Source organism: Panacagrimonas sp., assembly GCF_965216805.1.
Classification (GTDB): domain Bacteria; phylum Pseudomonadota; class Gammaproteobacteria; order Nevskiales; family Nevskiaceae; genus Panacagrimonas.
Genome location: NZ_CBDCGN010000003.1, coordinates 1677854 through 1695074, shown reverse-complemented (window position 1 = coordinate 1695074; position 17221 = coordinate 1677854). Strand labels below are relative to the sequence as shown.

The 17221-nt window shown below is 68.2% G+C and carries 15 protein-coding genes and 1 riboswitch; of the genes, 10 read left to right on the top strand and 5 right to left on the bottom strand.

Translation table 11 applies throughout. The annotated features are described in order from the left end of the window. The first annotated feature begins 1 nt into the window (after position 1). The 3 genes from ACOOHP_RS20710 to ACOOHP_RS20700 all read left to right on the top strand — a co-directional run bounded on the left by ACOOHP_RS20710 (position 2) and on the right by ACOOHP_RS20700 (position 2673). Positions 2–298, top strand: coding sequence for a hypothetical protein (locus ACOOHP_RS20710; protein ID WP_420468368.1), 297 nt, complete (start codon positions 2–4; stop codon positions 296–298). After that, positions 295–2211 (top strand): PepSY-associated TM helix domain-containing protein, encoded by a 1917-nt coding sequence (locus ACOOHP_RS20705; protein ID WP_420468367.1) that lies wholly within the window; start codon positions 295–297, stop codon positions 2209–2211. The genes ACOOHP_RS20710 and ACOOHP_RS20705 overlap by 4 nt, the downstream gene beginning before the upstream one ends. Positions 2212–2283: 72 nt before the next feature. Continuing rightward, positions 2284–2673, top strand: a complete 390-nt coding sequence (locus ACOOHP_RS20700; protein ID WP_420468366.1) for a gamma-glutamylcyclotransferase family protein — start codon at positions 2284–2286, stop codon at positions 2671–2673. On the opposite strand, the gene ACOOHP_RS20695 is transcribed toward ACOOHP_RS20700, so the two are convergent. The 5 genes from ACOOHP_RS20695 to ACOOHP_RS20675 form a co-directional block, all read right to left on the bottom strand. After that, positions 2667–4853, bottom strand: coding sequence for a TonB-dependent receptor family protein (locus tag ACOOHP_RS20695; protein ID WP_420468365.1), 2187 nt, complete (start codon positions 4851–4853; stop codon positions 2667–2669). The two genes, ACOOHP_RS20700 and ACOOHP_RS20695, sit on opposite strands and share 7 nt — an antisense overlap. Next, the gene (locus ACOOHP_RS20690; RefSeq protein ID WP_420468364.1) at positions 4850–5281 is read right to left on the bottom strand and encodes a thiol-disulfide oxidoreductase DCC family protein; all 432 of its coding nucleotides are present in this window, start codon (positions 5279–5281) and stop codon (positions 4850–4852) included. Before ACOOHP_RS20690 ends, ACOOHP_RS20695 begins: the two co-directional genes overlap by 4 nt. Further along, on the bottom strand, positions 5278–6678 hold the full coding sequence (locus ACOOHP_RS20685) for an HTTM domain-containing protein (protein ID WP_420468363.1): 1401 nt from the start codon (positions 6676–6678) through the stop codon (positions 5278–5280). Before ACOOHP_RS20685 ends, ACOOHP_RS20690 begins: the two co-directional genes overlap by 4 nt. Before the next feature lie 16 nt (positions 6679–6694). Further along, on the bottom strand, positions 6695–7966 hold the full coding sequence (locus ACOOHP_RS20680) for an imelysin family protein (protein WP_420468362.1): 1272 nt from the start codon (positions 7964–7966) through the stop codon (positions 6695–6697). Between the two features lie 168 nt (positions 7967–8134). Further along, positions 8135–9676, bottom strand: a complete 1542-nt coding sequence (locus ACOOHP_RS20675) for a hypothetical protein (protein WP_420468361.1) — start codon at positions 9674–9676, stop codon at positions 8135–8137. A gap of 340 nt (positions 9677–10016) precedes the next feature. Between ACOOHP_RS20675 and ACOOHP_RS20670 the strand changes: the two genes are divergently transcribed. From ACOOHP_RS20670 to ACOOHP_RS20640, 7 genes are all read left to right on the top strand, one after another. Further along, on the top strand, positions 10017–10922 hold the full coding sequence (locus ACOOHP_RS20670; protein ID WP_420468360.1) for an ROK family protein: 906 nt from the start codon (positions 10017–10019) through the stop codon (positions 10920–10922). 64 nt (positions 10923–10986) lie between these two features. Next, entirely contained in the window at positions 10987–11799 is an 813-nt protein-coding gene (locus ACOOHP_RS20665) for an adenosylcobinamide-GDP ribazoletransferase (protein WP_420468359.1), read from the top strand. After that, the gene (gene cobC / locus ACOOHP_RS20660; protein WP_420468358.1) at positions 11796–12359 is read left to right on the top strand and encodes an alpha-ribazole phosphatase family protein; all 564 of its coding nucleotides are present in this window, start codon (positions 11796–11798) and stop codon (positions 12357–12359) included. The genes ACOOHP_RS20665 and cobC overlap by 4 nt, the downstream gene beginning before the upstream one ends. Positions 12360–12432: 73 nt before the next feature. Continuing rightward, a riboswitch (cobalamin riboswitch) is annotated at positions 12433–12670 on the top strand. 137 nt (positions 12671–12807) lie between these two features. Beyond that, positions 12808–14637 carry a TonB-dependent vitamin B12 receptor gene (gene btuB / locus ACOOHP_RS20655; RefSeq protein ID WP_420468357.1) on the top strand — a complete coding sequence of 610 codons (1830 nt, stop codon included), beginning with the start codon at positions 12808–12810 and terminating at the stop codon, positions 14635–14637. 63 nt (positions 14638–14700) lie between these two features. After that, positions 14701–15276 carry a hypothetical protein gene (locus ACOOHP_RS20650; RefSeq protein WP_420468762.1) on the top strand — a complete coding sequence of 192 codons (576 nt, stop codon included), beginning with the start codon at positions 14701–14703 and terminating at the stop codon, positions 15274–15276. Then, positions 15273–15893, top strand: coding sequence for a cob(I)yrinic acid a,c-diamide adenosyltransferase (gene cobO / locus ACOOHP_RS20645; protein ID WP_420468356.1), 621 nt, complete (start codon positions 15273–15275; stop codon positions 15891–15893). The genes ACOOHP_RS20650 and cobO overlap by 4 nt, the downstream gene beginning before the upstream one ends. Beyond that, a complete protein-coding gene (locus ACOOHP_RS20640; protein WP_420468355.1) occupies positions 15890–17182 on the top strand; it encodes a cobyrinate a,c-diamide synthase in 1293 nt (430 codons plus the stop codon). The genes cobO and ACOOHP_RS20640 overlap by 4 nt, the downstream gene beginning before the upstream one ends. Positions 17183–17221 lie beyond the last annotated feature (39 nt).

Here is a 17221-nt window from a genome sequence, read left to right as displayed (position 1 = left end):
GATGACGCGCCTGATGAGACGCCTGGCGCTGTCGCGCGGGCTGCTGGCCGGACCCGTGGTGTTCGTCACCGCCGCGGCGGTGATGGCCGGCGGCGCGCTGTGGCTGCCGGCGGGCCGCGCGCAGATCGACCACATCGTGCTGCCGGTGGTGCTGTTCCCCGCCATCTGGGCGCTGCTGTTCTTCTACGCCAGCCTGGACCGGCAGCTGCTTCGCGCCTGGCTGCTGGTGGGCGCGGTGTTGGCGGTGCACCTCGGCGCCATCGCCTGGCATCTTCACGGCGCGGGGGTGCTGGCGTGATCCGCCTGTCCCAGGACCGTACCCGCACCCTGCTCGCGATCCACGGCTGGAGCGGCGTGCTGCTCGGCCTGCTGCTGTACACGGTGATCCTGACCGGCACCCTGGCGGTGTTCGCCGAGGAAATCGGCGACTGGGCCAGCCCGGCCGGTGACGAACACGCGGCGGTGCTGCCGTCCGGGCTCGATGCGCGGCTGCGCGAGCTGGCGGCCGAGGTTGATCCAAAATATCTCCACGAGGTGTCGATCTGGCCGCGCGCCGGCGGCCGGGTGCAGGTGTTCTTCCACGACCATGTGCCGGTGGCGGGCGAACCCTTCCCGCAGGACATCGGCGTGGAGTTCGACCTGCATCCGCAGACCTTGGCGGTGCTGGACCGGCGCCAGGGCTTCGGCACGCAGATCGACACCGTCGATGCGCCCAACGCCCTGGCCGACTTCCTGGTCGAGCTGCACGTCAGCCTGCATCTACCCGACCCCTGGGGCCTGCTGCTCACCGGCATCCTGGGCCTGGCGATGCTGGTGGCGGCGGTGACCGGGCTGGTCATCCACCGGCACCTGTTGAAGGAGCTGTTTACCGTGCGCCGCTGGCGCGACGCGCTGCTGGCGCGGCGCGACCTGCATGCCGTGGCCGGCACCTGGAACCTGCCGTTCGCCTTCATCCTGGCCTTCACCGGCAGCTATTTCAGCTTTGCCGGCGCCGTCGGCATCCCGCTGATGGCCGGCGTGGCCTTCGGCGGCGACCAGGTCGCGATGTTCGAAACCCTGATCGGCACGCCGCCGCCGGAAGACCCCACCCCTGCCCCACTGGCCGATCTCGACACCATGCTGGCCAATGCGCAGGTACGCGCGCAGGGGCCGGTCGCGTTCGTCCACATCGAGCACTGGAACCGCGCCGATGCGCAGGTCACGGTATTCGCGCGGCCGCGCGCCGGCGAGCTGCTGAGCCAGAACCTGGTCTATGCCGGCGTCGACGGCCGCTTCGTGCGCCAGAAACCGGGGCTGGGCCTGGTGCCGTCGGTGGGTGGCACCGCGATCGACCTGATGGGACCGCTGCACTTCGGCAACTTCGCCGGCCTGTGGTCCAAGGCCGCGTGGTTCGCGCTCGGCTTTGCCAGTTGCTACGTCACCCTCACCGGCCTGAACCTGTGGACCGCGCGTCGCGGCGCGCAGGACCGGCGCTGGAAGAGGCTGGCACGCGCGACCGCCTGGGTCGGCTACGGGTTGCCGCTGAGCCTGGCCTTCGCTGCCGCCGGTTATTTCCTCGGCCTGGCGTCGGGACTCGGCGCGCTGGAACTGCCGATGGCGCTGGCCCTGGCCGTCGGCGCGCTGCTGGCGCTGGTTCCGGTCCTGCGCTGCGACGACACCGCGCACGCGCGTTGCCTGCTGCTGGGGTTCTGTGCCGTGGCGCTGGGCATGCTGCCGCTGCTGCGCTGGGCCAGTGGCGGACCCGGCTGGCTGGCCGCGCTCGATGCCGGTCAGATCAAGGTGCCGACCATGGACCTGGTGCTGTTGTTCGGCGCCGTTCTGTGCGTGCGCGTCGCGCGCCGGTCCGGCGCTACCAGCATCGTGGACGCCGAACCGACGGCCGGACACCCTGCAACCGGAACCGCGCACGTGAGCGACGGTGCGGGCTCGCTGCTGATCGCGCTGCCAGCCGCGGTGACGAGCCTGGTGCTGCTGGGCTTTCTCGCCTGGCGCGACCCCAAACGCCTGCGCCTGCTGGCACGCCTGCACGGTCGGCCGCGACGGTCCGCTTGGCCGCAGGCGACCCGCCGCGCATTGGGCCTGGCCAGCCTGCTGCCGGGCCTGGCGCTGATGCTCACCGGACACTGGGCCGCCAGCCTGATCTGGATGAGCGCGGTGGGCGCCGGCGGCTGGGCGCTGTCGCTGCAGCTCGCGCCGCGCGCGCCGACGTAGCGCGCTCGCGCAGCACGCCGCGCGCACCGGCATCATGCGGGCTCGCCTGCAGGCCGCATCGTCGACGTCCTCATGCCCGAACACGTGTTCGTCTACGGCACCTTGCGCCGCCGCAGCACACACCCGAACGCCGCGCGGCTGGCTTCAGAAGCCGAGTGGATCGGGACCGGCTGGCTGCGCGGGCGGCTGCATGACGCGGGCGGCTATCCCGGCCTGCTCGTTGATCCGCAAGGCGAACCGATCGAGGGCGATCTCTACGCCCTGCGCGATGCACGGCACACCCTGGCCTGGTTGGATCACTACGAGGAATGCAGCCCCGCCTTCCCCGCGCCACAGGAATATCGGCGCGTGATCGAAACGGTGCTCGCCGAACCGGATCGACGACCGGTCGCGGCCTGGGTCTACCTCTACCGCTGGCCGAGCGCGACGCGGCCGCGCTGGCGCGGCGCCACCGATCAGTAGCGGTACACCACCCCGACCTGAATCGACTGCGGCTTGCCCGGGCGCGCGCCGAACGGACGCCGCGCGACCACGTATTCCTCGTCCAGCAGGTTATCAATGCGACCGTTGAGTTCGAGCCGCGGCAGCACCTGGTAGCGCGCGGCGAGATCGAACAGGACGTAGTCGTCCGAGCCCTCGCCGTCGGAAAACGATCCGCGCCCGGCGCGATCGCGCATGCGCGACAGATAGGACACCGACAGGTCCGCGCCCCACTTCGTGCCGGCGATGCCGAGCCGGGCATTGGCGCGGTGCTCGGGCAGGTAGGGCAGTTCGAATCCGGCCTCGACCGCGCCGAACTGCGGGTCGGTGGAGACGAAGGATTCGTTGAACTCGGCCTGGGTCCAGGTGTAGGTCAGGGCCATCGGCAGCGAAAGTGCCGGCGTCAGCGCGAATTGATGATTCCAGCCGGCCTCGAGTCCGTAGGCCTCGACTTCGCCGGCACTGGTCTGGCTGTCCAGATCCGCCGGATTGCAGCCGGACGAGAGCGTGCAGATCGCGGTGAGATTGCTGTAGTCGTTGTAGAAGCCGATCGCCTCGAAGCGGCCCGCCACGTTCTGCCAGCGCGCACCGGCCTCGTAGTTGACCGAGTCTTCGGGATCGTTCTCCACCGTGACCGACGGCGCCGCCGGCGAAAAGCCGCGATGCACGCCGGCCAGCAGGCGAAGGCCGGGATTGACCTCGTAGCTCACGCCCAGGCCGGGCAGCACCACGCTGTAGTCGTTGTCGCGCGAATTACCGGTGTTGCGGTCCTCGATCGTGGACTGGATCGCCTCCACCCGCACCCCCGGCACGAAAGTCCAGCGGCCATGGGTGATCTCGTCACGGACCCACACCGCGAAGGCCTCGGTGTCGGCGGTGTTGTTGGTGAGGATGGCGCGCGGCACGCCGTTGTTGACCAGCTGACCGCTGACCTGCTCGAAGCCGAACTCGTCGTGCAGGCGCTCGATCTCGTCGTAGTGGAAGCGCACGCCCACCTGCAGCAGATGCTGGACCTCGGTGCCGAACGACCAGTTCATCCCGCCCTGCACGCCGCCGAGCACGAACTGGCGATCGTTGGTACCGACGCGGATGTCGTCCGGCGAGCCGGCCACGCCGTCGGTGTCGTTGCCCTGCAGGACGCCGACGAACAGCTGGTTGAACGGCGTATCCGGGCTGGACAGCACCTCGCGGATATCGGCGCCGGCGAAGTTGTTGAACTTGCGCCAGGCGCGATCGAAGTTCTGCAGATAGCCGGTGAGATGAAGGTCACCGCCGAAGGCCGGCTGGCTCCAGCCGATGCGGCCGCCGGTCCAGTCCCATTCCATGCGATCCAGCGCGCTGGCGCCGTAGCGCCGGTCCGGATCGGCGCGAATGTCGTCCTGGGTCAGGCCCAGGTAAGTCTCATCGGACACCTCGTCGGCATAGCCCAGGCGCAGCTCCAGGGTGCCCGCGCCAACGCGCCACGCGCCCTTGGCCAGCAGCTCGTTCTTCTCGAAGCCGGTGTCGCCGCCGCCGTCGAGCTGCTTGAAGCCGTCGCTGCCCAGATGGATCACCTCGCCCATCAGGCCCATGCCGTCCCAGCGCGAACCGCCGCGCGCATGCACGCGGCGGTAGGCATCGCTGCCGCCAGCGACGTCGAGCATCGCCTCGGTCTTGCGCGGGATCGGCGCGGACACCAGGTTCACCGCGCCGCCGATGGTCTGCGGCCCGTGCTGGATCGAAGCCGGGCCCTTGAACACCTCCACGCCCACCATGCGCGAGGTCAGCGGAAAGAAATACGCCGCCGGTGCAGAGTACGGCGCCGGGCCGACCAGAATGCCGTCTTCCATCAGCGTGACCTTCTGGCTGCGGTCGGCGCTGGCACCGCGCAGGCCGATGTTGGGCCGCAGGCCGACGCCGTCTTCTTCGCGCACGTAGACACCGGGCACGAAGTTGAGCACCCGGTTGATGTCGTCGTAGCGGTACTTCTCCAGCGTTTCCTGGTCGACACGGTGCGCTGAACCGGTTACCCGGTCCGGATCCCCCCGCGACCCGAACACGGTGATTTGCGGCGGGTCGATGTCCGCCTCGGCAGGCTCAGCCTGCGGTGCGCTGTCCTGGCCCAGGACCGGCGGTGCCGCCAGGACAAGCAGCGCGGCAAGCGTAGAAATTCGAAGTTTCATGACGTGGGGGAAGAAGAAAGAGAGACCAACACGCGCGCACGCAAGGCCGGATCGGCGACCACGCAGCTTTCGGCCCGGCCCCACCAGCGGTAGCGGCGCGCGCCGACGTAGTCGTAGGCCGCATCGCGCAGAAATCGCGGGACCACGACGAACACGCGCAGCAGCGGCCACGGCCAGCGCAGCTCACGCAGCAGATGCAGCACCGCCGCGGTCTTGCGATACAGCCGACCGCGGTCGATCACCAGCACGCTGCCGAGATCACCGGCCGGCACGCCGAAATGCGCAAGCAGAGGTTGGGCGGCCTCGGACTGCAGCGCCGCCAGGCGATAGCGCGGCGCGCGTTCATGGCGCAGCAGCCAGCGCACGGTGCCGTTGCAGAACGCGCAGTCGCCGTCGAACAGCACCACGGCCAGATCGTCGGCGCTCACGGTCGCACCGCCAGACGCAGCGGACGGTGCAGCGGCGGCGGCTCGCTGGGCGCCGGCAGGATCCATTCGGCACGCGCCAGGCCGTCCTCGACCCGCGCCAGATCCGTGACCGGGTCGATCAGGCGCTGCGCGGCGCGACCGTTGAGCGACACCATGGAGTCGGCGTAAACCTGCACCGGACCCAGGCCGCGGGCGTCGAAGTCGTCGCGGATGTGGTGGGCGAGCTGCAGGATCATGTCCGGCTGCCCGGCCATCTCGCGGTACTGCTGCTCGGTGAGATAGGCGTGCGGCGACACCAGCATCCGCGTGCCGTCGGCAGTGACGACCTGATACTCCAGCGTGCCGGACTTTTCGCGCAGCATCACGCGCCAGGAAAAGCGCATGCCCTGCTCGTGCCAGATCACCGTGCCCGGATAGAACCACTGCCGCAGCGGCAGGAAGAACTGCACGGTGCAGAAGGCCAGCACCGCGGCGGCGAATGTCATGCCCAGCGGGGTCCAGCGCGTCGTGACCGCATCCCCTGTCGCAACCGCCGGCGCGGTCGGTGTCGGGGCCGGCAGGCGCAGCCGCGCCAGCAGGGTTCGCGGCCAGTCGGCGTCGAAGAACACCAGCACCGCGAACACCATGATGAAAGGGAACAGGCCGATGTTGAAGAACAGGTGGGTGAACCCGTGGAACACCAGGATCACGCCGAAGGCCAGCAGTCGCGTGCGTCGCCACAGCATGAAGCCGATGATGGTCACGTCGAACGCAAACGCGAACCAGGAAAACGCGTAGTGCACCCAACCCAGTTCCAGGAACGGCCCCAGCAGCGGCAGTCCGCTGTGCGGCGGCAGCCAGATGTTCAGCGGCTGGGCGTGCAGCAGCCAGTCGGATTCAAACTTGGCCCAGCCGGCGTAGAAGTACAGCAGGCCCACCTGGAAGCGCAGCCAGTACGTTTGCCAGGCCGGCAGGGTGGTGGCGCGCAACTTCGGCCGCAGCCAGGCATCCACCGACCACGCGCGGTGCGGCGACAGAAAGCACAGGATCAGCGTCAGCAGGCTGATGAAGTAGTAATGATTCAGATACGTCGTGACATCCATCAACTCGGCGTAGGTGAACAGGCACCAGAACGTGATGATGGCGACGCGGTAGAACGCGCCGATGGCGACCATGAAGGCCGTGACCGCGATGCCGGAATAAAGCAGATACAGGCCGGCCTGATCCGGCACCTGCACCCAGCCGAAGCCCCAGTACTTGAAGTGGAACGTCGGCTCCACATACAGCCGCTCGATCCAGCCGTTGCTCATGAAGCGCAGCGCGCCCACGCACATCAGCCCGCCGATCAGCATGCGGATGACGGCAAGCGCCGCGATGTCGCGCGGCGCGGTCAGTGCCTGCAGCAGGCGTTCCCGCATCACCACCTCACGCAGCTCAGTCGTTGTCGCCCGCCGCTGCACTCGGAACCGCCAGGCTCAGCGCCGACACGATCGGGCCACGGAAGGTGTCCATGGCGGTCTTCGACACCCCCAGCAGCGCGCAGGGCGGCAGGCCACTGGAGCTGGCGAAGGCATTCATGCATTCGGTGCGGTCGGTGATGCCCTCGACCGCGGCATCGAAGCCACCGTCGTTCTCGATGGCCTGGATCGCCGCCAGAAGCGCATCGACCTCGACGATGATCTCGGTGGCCAGATCCTCGCGGCCGATGCCCTCGAGCAGATCGTTCATACCGAACTCGCCGCCCACGCCGGTGAACAGGTCGCGAAAGGCCTGGTAGTTGGCGATCAGGTTCTGGCCGGTGCGCCGCGACAGACGCGACTCCAGGAATTCCGGGCAGGCCACCGGATCGGAACAATCCAGCCCGGTCGCGGGCAGCCCGGTCGGCAGCGCGATCTTGCGGTCCTTGCTGTTCTTCTCGGCGTAGAACAGCGCGATCGACACCGCGTTGAGCCCACTCTGCGGCGTCATGTACACCGCACTGCCGTCACCGGCGGTGCTCCACTGCGCGATGAAGTTGCCCCCGTCGGGCTCCCAGCGGTTACGCAAACTGGTGGCGACCTGCGACATCCAGTCTGCCAGCCGCTCGACATGGGCGGCACGCTCGGCCGCGTCCGGCTGGGCCGCGCATTCGGCCGGCGGCGCATCGGTAAACAGGAGTTGTTCCAGCGCACCCAGGCCGGTGAGATTGATCGCAGTACTGCCGTCTACCACTGCGCCGGTATCGGCCGCCGATTCCAGGCCGCAGGTGTTCAGCGTCAGCGGCCACGAATAGATCAGGTCCCTGAAGTCCTGGCCGCCCGCCACCATGTCCGGGTTCGTCGAACGTCCGGCCGGACCCACCTGCAGCACCTCGTTGCGCTGCCAGGAGTCCATCGCCGCATCCCAGGCGGCGCGGGCGGCATCGCGGGCATCGGCGCTGGCCGGGGTGTCCGCGTAGGCTGCAGCTGCGATGTTCAGCGCCGCCGCCCGATCGTCGAAATCACGCAGGGCGGGCAGGATGATCTGCTCGCCGATGTCCTTGAGCACCTCGCGACGGCAATCGTCGCCGGTGCATTCGGTGCCGACCGGCGGGTCGACCGGATCGGGGGCACCGCCGCCGCCTCCACCGCCACCGCATGCAGCCAGGCCCAGCGCCGCAGCCAGCAAGCCGACACGCCCGCGGCGCAGCCAGAAAGGACCGGAGGTGAACCGCGCTTGAGCTTCCATCGTCATCACTCTTGAAAACAAAAAAGCAGTCCGGTCAGGACTGCGGGGAAATCCAACGGGAATCAAAACCTGTCGACCGGCGGACAACCCGCCGGTCGACAAGGAGCAACCTGCAGTGCGTCATTATGATGCGAAGCAGACGCACTCTCATATCGCTTGTCCAGCTTTTCAGTCCGCCGCGACCTTCAACACCACCAGACGCGCACCATTGGCGTTGCTGTTGGTGCTCAGCGCCACGCGCTTGCCGTCGGCCGACAGCGCGGCGCCAAAGAACTGGCTGTCCACGGTGTCGCTGGTCAGTTCGACGATGCCGTCGCCGAACACGCTGGTGTCAGGCTGGCCGTCGGCGGTCATCACCACCGCTGCCGGCACGCCGCCAAAGCGACCGACGTGGATGCTGCGGTCGTCCGGCAGGACCACCAGATGACGGCCACGGTCTTCGCTGGTCGGAAAGCCCTTGCCCTCGCTCTGAACGGCCAACTGACCGGTGTTGCCCCAACTCGTATCGACATCGGTGGCGGTGCCGGCGAGCACGCGGAAGGCTACGATGTCCGGTGCCAGCGTGGTCTCGTAACCCAGCGAGGAACCGGTCACAGAGCCGGTGGACGTCGCCGCACCATAGCCCGTCGTCACGAAGGAACCGCTGCTCTGCGGCAGGGCCGCGTAGCACTCTGCGAAGCCGCCATCATCCTTGTAGGGATTGAACGCCACGATGCCCGGCGCGGCCGCCACCAAATCCGGTTCGGAGCTGAAGCCACCGAAGGTGGTGTCGAGTTCACCGGTGTTGGTCAGGCGGATCAGGATCACGTGATTGCCCAGACCCTCACCGAGGTTGGTGTAGCCGGCGGACATGATCTTGCCGTCGGCTTCCACCAGTCCGCGACGCGCGTTGTCGCCCAGCGTGCCGGTGCTGTGGAAGGTGTGCGGTTCGCCGCCATTGAACGTTGCATCCGGCACGGCGCCGGTGGCGGTGATGTCCAGGCGGGTCACGAAGCGATCGTTGTCGGTACGGCTGGCGTCATTGGGACCGGCCGAACCGAGACCGAACACCACCACGCGGTCGCCGGACACGCTCTTGTCGGTCTGCACGTCCCAGGCGGTATCGCTGGGGAATGCGGCCGGCGCACCGGGGAAGTCGCCGTTGTCGGCATTGGCCCAGCCGAATGCCACCTCGACCTTACCGTCGGCGTCGCCCCAACCCGCTGCGGGCGTGCCGTCCGGTGCGATACGGAACAGGTACACCGACTGCCCGCCACCGTCGTCAGCGGCCTGCACGGTCACCACCACGTCGCCGCTCTGCAGCTCGGCCACGCCCAGCGATTGTTCGTTTTGCGCTGCCGAGACGTCCAGTTCGACGAAGCCGTCGTCACCGAAGCTGGTGTCCGGCGAGCCGTTCGCATTGAAACGGGCAACCACGCCCAAACGGCTGGCTTCATCCATGCCCACGAAGCCGGATGCGTAGATCTTGCCGGCGTTCGGGGCGACCGTGGCGTAGGTCAGGCCGCGTAGATCGTTGGCCATCGTGGTGATGCGATCAGCCGCCACCGACACCGCGCTGGCGCCGCCCGCACCGTCCTGACCGTCCTGCCCCGCGGGGCCTTCGGGACCCGCAGGACCCGTCGCGCCGTCGTCGCCGTTATCGCAACCGGTAACCGCGAACGCCATGCCCGCGACGATCGCGAGCGCCTTGAAACCTGCCATTGCCTTCATTGCTTACTGCCTCCCTGTTTCAGAACATTGAACGTGCCCGCACCGATTCCAGCGCGTGTCGACGGGCTGACGGTAACCAAGATGACATATTTCTAAATCGTTGTCATTCTCATTGTGGTTCTAATGCCGACCTGCGACCAAGGCGACAATTCGCCCGGCGCCTCGGCTCTCACAGGCCGGTGGATCAAGCGCCGCTGCTGGTTCGCGAACATCGCCGTGTGTCCGGCGCGTGCGCGGTCGCGGAGCATCGCAGCGGGCTTTCAGCCAGAGATTTACCCTGCCGACGGGCAGCAATCGGGACCAGGATCGGTCGACCCATCGACAAGCGTTACGTGCAGGCATGTTGAGAATCGGAATAGACCTCGGCGGTACCAAGATCGAGGGCGTGGTGATGGACGCCGAATCGCGCATCCTCGACCGCCGCCGCATCGCCACGCCGGCTGACGACTACGAGGGCCAGGTGCGCGCGCTGGTTGCGCTGGTGAGCGAACTCGAAGCCGCGCAGCCCGCCACGTCCCTGCCGGTGGGCATCGGGCATCCCGGCGCGATCTCGCCGGCCAGCGGCCTGATCAAGAACGCCAACTCGGTGTGCCTCAACGGCCGTCCGCTGCAACAGGACATCGAAGCCGCACTGGGTCGCAAGGTGCGCATGGCCAACGACGCCGATTGTCTGGCGGTGAGCGAACAGGCCGACGGCGCAGCCGCCGGTTTCCGCAATGTGTTCGCGGTGATCCTGGGCACCGGCGTTGGCGGCGGGCTGGTGATCGACGGCAAGCTGCTGCGCGGCCCCAATGCCATTGCCGGCGAGTGGGGCCACAACCCCCTGCCCTGGCCGCGCGCGGAGTGGGGCGAGATTCCTGGGCCACCGCACTGGGACGGCCGCTGCGGGGCCATCGAGGCCTGGCTGTCCGGGCCGGGGCTGGCGCGCGATCATGCTCGCGTGACCGGTCAGAACCTGAGCGGTGAAGAACTCGTGGCGCGGGCCGAACAGGGCGATGCGCAATGCGATGCCAGCCTGGCGCACTACGAGGACCGGCTGGCGCGCTCGCTGGCCAGCGTCATCAATCTGATCGATCCCGAGGTGATCGTGCTCGGCGGCGGCCTGTCGCGCATCCAGCGCCTGTATCGCAACGTGCCCGAGCTTTGGTCGGCCTGGGTGTTTTCCGATCGCGTCGATACACGGCTGTTGCCGGCGCATCACGGAGATTCCAGCGGTGTGCGCGGCGCGGCTTGGCTGTGGAACTAACCCACCGCCTTTGCGAGATTCGCGAGTACAGACACCGCCCATGCAAAGCAAACCCACCTGATTGATGAGCACGAGCGAACCTCCCGATCATCCGCTGCGCCGCGAACTGCGCCGCTTGCTGATTGCGCTGGGCTACTTCACCCGCGTGCCGATTCCAGCGTGGGTCGGCTGGTCGGCGCAGGGCTTGAATCGCGCGGCGCGCTATTTCCCGCTGATCGGGGTTCTCGTCGGCAGTGTCGCCGCGCTGGTGCTGTACGCCGCGTCCGCGCTGTGGCCTGCGGCGCTGGCGGTGCCGATATCGATGGCCGCCAGCATATTGCTGACCGGAGCCTTTCACGAAGACGGGCTGGCCGATGCGGCGGATGGTTTTGGTGGCGGCTACGACCCGCAGCGCGTGCTCGCGCTCATGCAGGACTCGCGCATCGGCAGCTACGGCGCCATCGCGCTGATCCTGGTGCTGCTGGGCAAATTCTCCGCGCTGCTGGCCCTGGCCGAACACGGTCTGGCGCTGGCCGCGGCGGTGGTGGTTTCGGCGCACGCTGCGTCGCGCGCCTGCGCGCTCGGTGTGATGGCGGTGCTGCCCTATGTGCGCATGGAGGGCGACGCCAAGGCCAGGCCGGTGGCCGAAGGCATCGGCCGCAGCGATTGGATCATCGGCCTGGTCCTGGGCGCAGCCCCGCTGGCGCTGGTCGCGGCGATGCACCTGATGCCCCTGCGCTCGGTGCTGCTGGCGATTCTGGCGACGCTGGCGGTTCTGGTCATGGCGGCGCGCTACTTTCGCCGTCGCATCAGCGGATACACCGGCGACTGCCTGGGTGCGACGCAGCAATTGGCAGAGCTGGCGTTCTATTTCGCCGCCTGCGTGCAGTTGGCGTGACCTCGCTGTGGCTGATCCGGCATCCACCCGTGGCCCTGCCCGCGGGCATCTGCTACGGCGTCTCCGATGTGCCCGCCATCGCGTTGACGCCCGACCGGATCGCGGCGATGCGCGCATCGCTTCCCGTGGCTACGCGCATCGTCAGCAGTCCGCTGTCGCGATGCCGCGCCTTGGCGTGCGCGCTGGCGCGCCCAGACGAGCCGCCGATCCTCGACGCACGCCTGCGCGAGATGGACTTCGGCGACTGGGAGCTGCAGCCCTTCGTGCACATCGAGCGCGACCTGATCGACGCCTGGGCCGCGGCGCCCTGGGACTTCCTTCCACCCGGCGGCGAGTGCGCCGAAGACATGCGCCGACGCGTGCTGAGCGCGTTGCAGGAACATCTGGCTCACGCACCCGATGCACTGGCGCTGGTCGCGCACGGCGGTCCGCTGCGGGTGATCATGGGTCAGCTGCTGCGGCTGCCGCGCGAACAATGGCTGGCGCTGCCCTGCGACCCCGGATCGCTGACGCGGCTGCAGCTCGACGACACCGGCGCGCGCCTGCTGCAGTCGGACTGATCATCGCCCCGATGCGGTCCGGTGAACGCCCAATTCGGACGGCGGCGTGTTGCCGTCAATGCGCACGCGGCATTACAGTAAACGCGCTTCAGGTGTCCTGGGTGGTGCGAACCGTCCAGGGTTAAACGGGAAGTCGGTGCGCGCTTCGCTCGATGCGAATCGCAATGCCGACACTGCCCCCGCAACGGTAAGCGAGCTGGACGCGGCATCACGCCACTGTGCGCTGTTCATGGCATGGGAAGGCGCCGCATCCGGGATCTGACCGATCCCACTCGCGAGTCCGGAGACCGGCCTGAAACATCCGATGGCTCGCGGTGGGCGATGCCGGACGTGACAGGCCCGGTCCGTGCATCTGGTGACACCGCCCTGTTCCGTCCGGACTCCGACTCCTCGATCCGTCTCCACCCCGATTCACGTCGCGTGGGGCGACGCATGAGGAGATGCACCCGTGAAACCTTTGACGCTGATCGCACTGGCCTGCCTGGCCGGCACCGCCGTATCCGCTCCCCTGGCCGCCGACCGACATCCGGCGGCACCCGCAACCGAGAACATCGTCGTCACCGCCTCGCGAGGCGCCGAGGCGCTGACCGACACCCTGGCGCCGGTGACCGTAATCACCCGCGATGACATCGAGCGCCTGCAGTCGCAGGACCTGCCGGATTTGCTGATCGGCCTGCCCGGGGTGAATTTCGCCAGCAACGGCGGCCCGGGAAAGTCCGGCTCGCTGTTTCTGCGCGGCACCGAATCCGATCATGTGATGGTGCTGATCGACGGCATCAAGGTCGGCTCGGCCACCTCGGGCAGCACGCCGCTGGAACAGATTCCGGTGGACCAGATCGAGCGCATCGAGATCGTCCGCGGACCACGCTCCAGCCTGTACGGCTCCGAGGCCATCGGCGGCGTGATCCAGATCTTCACCCGACGCGGCTCGCGTAAAGACCAGACACCTTCCTTCGCGATGGGCGGCGGTTCGCGCGGCGACAGCCGCATGGAAGCCGGCCTGCGCGGCGGCAGCGGCGATACCTGGTACAGCCTGAGCGCCAGCGGCCGGACCACCGAAGGCGTGGACGTGCGGCCCAGCCTGGGCGAGCCCGACCGCGATGGCTATCGCAACCTGGCCGGGTCGCTGCGCGCCGGGCACACCTTCGAAAACGGTGCCGAGGTTTCCGCCAGCCTGCTGCACGCTGAAGGCGACAACGACTACGACGGCAGCTCGCAGAACCAGAGCGAAACCCGCAACCAGGTGATCGGCCTGAGCGCCTCGCTGGACCCGAGCGCACGCTGGCATAGCCGTGTCAGCGCCGGGCACAGCCTGGACGAATCGGACAATTTTCTCGACGGTGTTTTCGTCAGCCAGTTCGACACGCAGCGCGACACCCTGTCGTGGCAGAACGACGTGCAGATGCATCCGGAGCACCAACTGCGCGTGGGGCTGGACTACCAGAACGATCGCATCGACAGCACCACCGCCTATGCCGAAACCGAGCGTGACAACCGAGGGGTGTTTGCCGTGTACCAGGGCAGCCGCGATGCGCACGACCTCCAGCTCAGCCTGCGCGAGGACGACAACGAGCAGTTCGGCCGCAACGCCACCGGCGGCGCGTCGTACGGCTATCGCTTCGCCAACGGACTGCGCGCGGTGGCCACCTACGGCACCGCGTTCAAGGCGCCGACCTTCAACGAACTGTACTTCCCCAATTTCGGCAGCCCCGATCTGGACCCCGAAGAAGCGCGCCACGTGGAAGTCTCCCTGGCGGCCAGCACGGCCGGGTATGCGTGGGCGCTGAACGCGTTCCAGACCCGGGTCGACGATCTCATCGCCTTCGACGCGGACCTGGAGGCGCCGGCCAACATCGACCGCGCCCGCATCGAAGGTCTGGAAGCGCAGCTCGGCACCACCTGGCAGGACCTGAAGCTGCAAACCTACCTGACCTGGTTGCGCCCGGAGAATGACGCCGGCGGCGCCAACGACGGCAACACCCTGCCGCGCCGGCGCCCACGCAGCGCACGCCTGGATGCCGACTACGAGCATCGCCGCTTCAGCGCCGGTCTGACCTTGTTCGGCGCATCCAGGGGCTACGACAACATCGCCAACACCACGCGCCTGCCCGGCTACGCCACGCTCAACCTGCGACTGGGCTGGCAGGTGTTGCCGCAATGGCTGTTGCAACTCGAAGGCCGCAACGTGCTCGACAAGGACTACGAGACCGCCGCGACCTACGCCACCTATGGCGCATCGGTGATGGCCACCGTGCGCTACACGCCGTCCCGCTCTTGATCCACCCGAGGCCACCCCATGAACCTGTTCCAGAACCTTGCCACCGATTCAACCTCCAACCGCCTGCTCAGCCTGAGCCGCCCGACCCAATGGGCGCTGCTGGGCCTGCTTGCGGCACTGATGATCCTTACGCGCGGACAGCACTTCGCCAGCGTCGACGCCATCCCCAGCGCGTCGTGGGCGGTGTTCTTCCTCGCCGGTGCGGTGCTGCGACCGGCCTGGGTCTTCCCCGCCCTGTTCCTGCTGGCCTTCAGCCTGGATGTCTCTGCCATCGGCTGGGCCGGCGTCAGCGATCACTGCTTCACGCCCGCCTACGCGGCGCTGATTCCGGCCTATGGCTCGCTGTGGATGGCCGGCCAGTTGTATGCGCGCTGGCATCGCGATGTGCCCGCCACCGTGCTGCCGCTGGCGCTGAGCGTGGCGGGTGGCGCCGTGGTCTGTTATCTGTTTTCCGGCGGCGGCTTCTATTTCTTCTCGGGCCGCGAGGCCGATCCGACCTGGTCGGGCTTTGTGCCGCGCATCGTCGAATACCTGCCGCGGTACCTTGGCACCCTGAGCCTGTATGTCGGTGTGGCCGCTGCCATCTACGCCGCGCAATTCAGGTTCGGCGCGGCCGCCGCGGCGTCGCATCGCCCATGAGCGAGTCGGTGGCCGATCGCGAACGCGATGCCCGCCACCGCCTGCGCATGCAGCGCAAGAAGGTGGTCGTCGACGGCCGGATTGCCGCGGCTGATCGCGAGCGCGGGGTGCTGCTGGTGCTCACCGGCAATGGCAAGGGCAAGAGTTCGTCCGCCTTCGGCATGGTGGCGCGCGCGCTGGGTCACGGTATGAAAGTCGGCGTGGTGCAGTTCATCAAGGGTCGATTCGCCACCGGCGAAGAAGCCTTCTTCCGCCGCTTTCCCGATGAGCTGGACTACCACGTCATGGGCCAGGGCTACACCTGGGAAACCCAGGACCGCGAACGCGATGTGCGTGCGGCCGCAGCGGCCTGGGAGGTGGCGCGCCGCATGCTGTCCGACCGTCGCTATGAACTGGTGGTGCTGGACGAGCTCAACATCGCACTCAAGCATCGCTATCTGGACGTCCTCCGCGTGGTGGACGATCTGCGCGCGCGGCCGCCGCTGCAGCACGTGGTGGTCACCGGTCGCGCCGCGCCGCCCGAGATCGTCGCGGCGGCCGACACGGTGACCGAGATGAATGGGGTCAAGCATGCGTTCGAGCAAGGCATCCGCGCACAGAAAGGCATCGAACTGTGAGCACGCCCGAGTGCCGTGCGCTGCTGGTATCGGCACCCGCTTCGGGCCAGGGCAAGACCACCGTCACCGCGGCACTGGCCCGCCGCGCGCGACAGGCCGGCCTGCGGGTGCGCGTGTTCAAGGTCGGACCGGACTTCATCGATCCGATGATCCTGCAGCAGGCCAGCGGCGCGCCGGTGCAGCAGCTCGACCTGTGGATGGTCGGCGAGCAGGATTGCCAACGGCTGCTGTCCGAAGCGGCGCAGGCCTCGGACCTGATTCTCATCGAAGGCGTCATGGGCCTGTATGACGGCGACCCGTCCAGCGCCGACCTTGCGCAGCGCTTCGGGGTGCCGGTGCTCGCGGTGATCGACGGCTCGGCGATGGCGCAGACCTTCGGCGCTCTGGCGCTGGGCCTGTCGACTTATCAGCCCGAACTGCCCTTTCACGGCGTGGTCGCCAATCGTGTCGGCAGCGCACGCCACGCGCAGATGCTGGCGCAAAGTCTGCCGGCGCCCCTGCACTGGCTGGGCGCGCTGTCGCGCGATTCGGCGCAGGCGCTGCCGGAGCGTCACCTCGGGCTGGTCCAGGCAGCGGAGATCGCCGATCTCGACACGCGCATCGATGCGGCTGCCGCTGCCCTTGGCGACGCGGTGGACCTGCAGGCAATCCCGCGCGTGCCGTTCCCGGCCGTGGCGATCACACCCATCCCCGAGTTGCTGGCGGGCCGGCGCATCGCAGTGTCACGTGACGCCGCGTTCTCGTTCCTTTACGCAGCCAACCTCGATTGCCTGCGCGCGCTGGGTGCGCAGATCGAATTCTTCTCGCCCTTGCGCGATACCGCGCTGCCGGCGGTGGACGCGGTGTATCTCACCGGGGGCTATCCCGAGTTGCACGCTGCCGCACTGGCGGCCAACACCGCGATGCACGCGGCGTTGCGCGCGCATCACCAGGCGGGCAAGCCGCTGCTGGCTGAATGCGGTGGCATGATGAGCCTGTTCGAAACCCTTACCGACGGCAACGGCGACACTCACGCGATGGCCGGCCTGCTGCCGGGACACACGCGCATGCAGCCGCGCTTTCAGGCGCTGGGCCTGCAGGCCATCGACACCGACAGCGGCGAGTTGCGCGGACACAGCTTTCACTATTCGCGCCTGCAAACGTCGCTGCAGCCGACATCCCTGGGCCGCAATCCCAACGCGGGTCCCACCGCAGAAGCGGTCTATCGCGTCGGCGCGCTGAGCGCCTCGTACATCCATTTCTACTTCGCCTCCAATCCGCTGGCCGCGGCGCGGCTGTTCCTGCCGTGACGCAGCCATCGCGCATGCGGACTGCGAACAGTGCGGCAG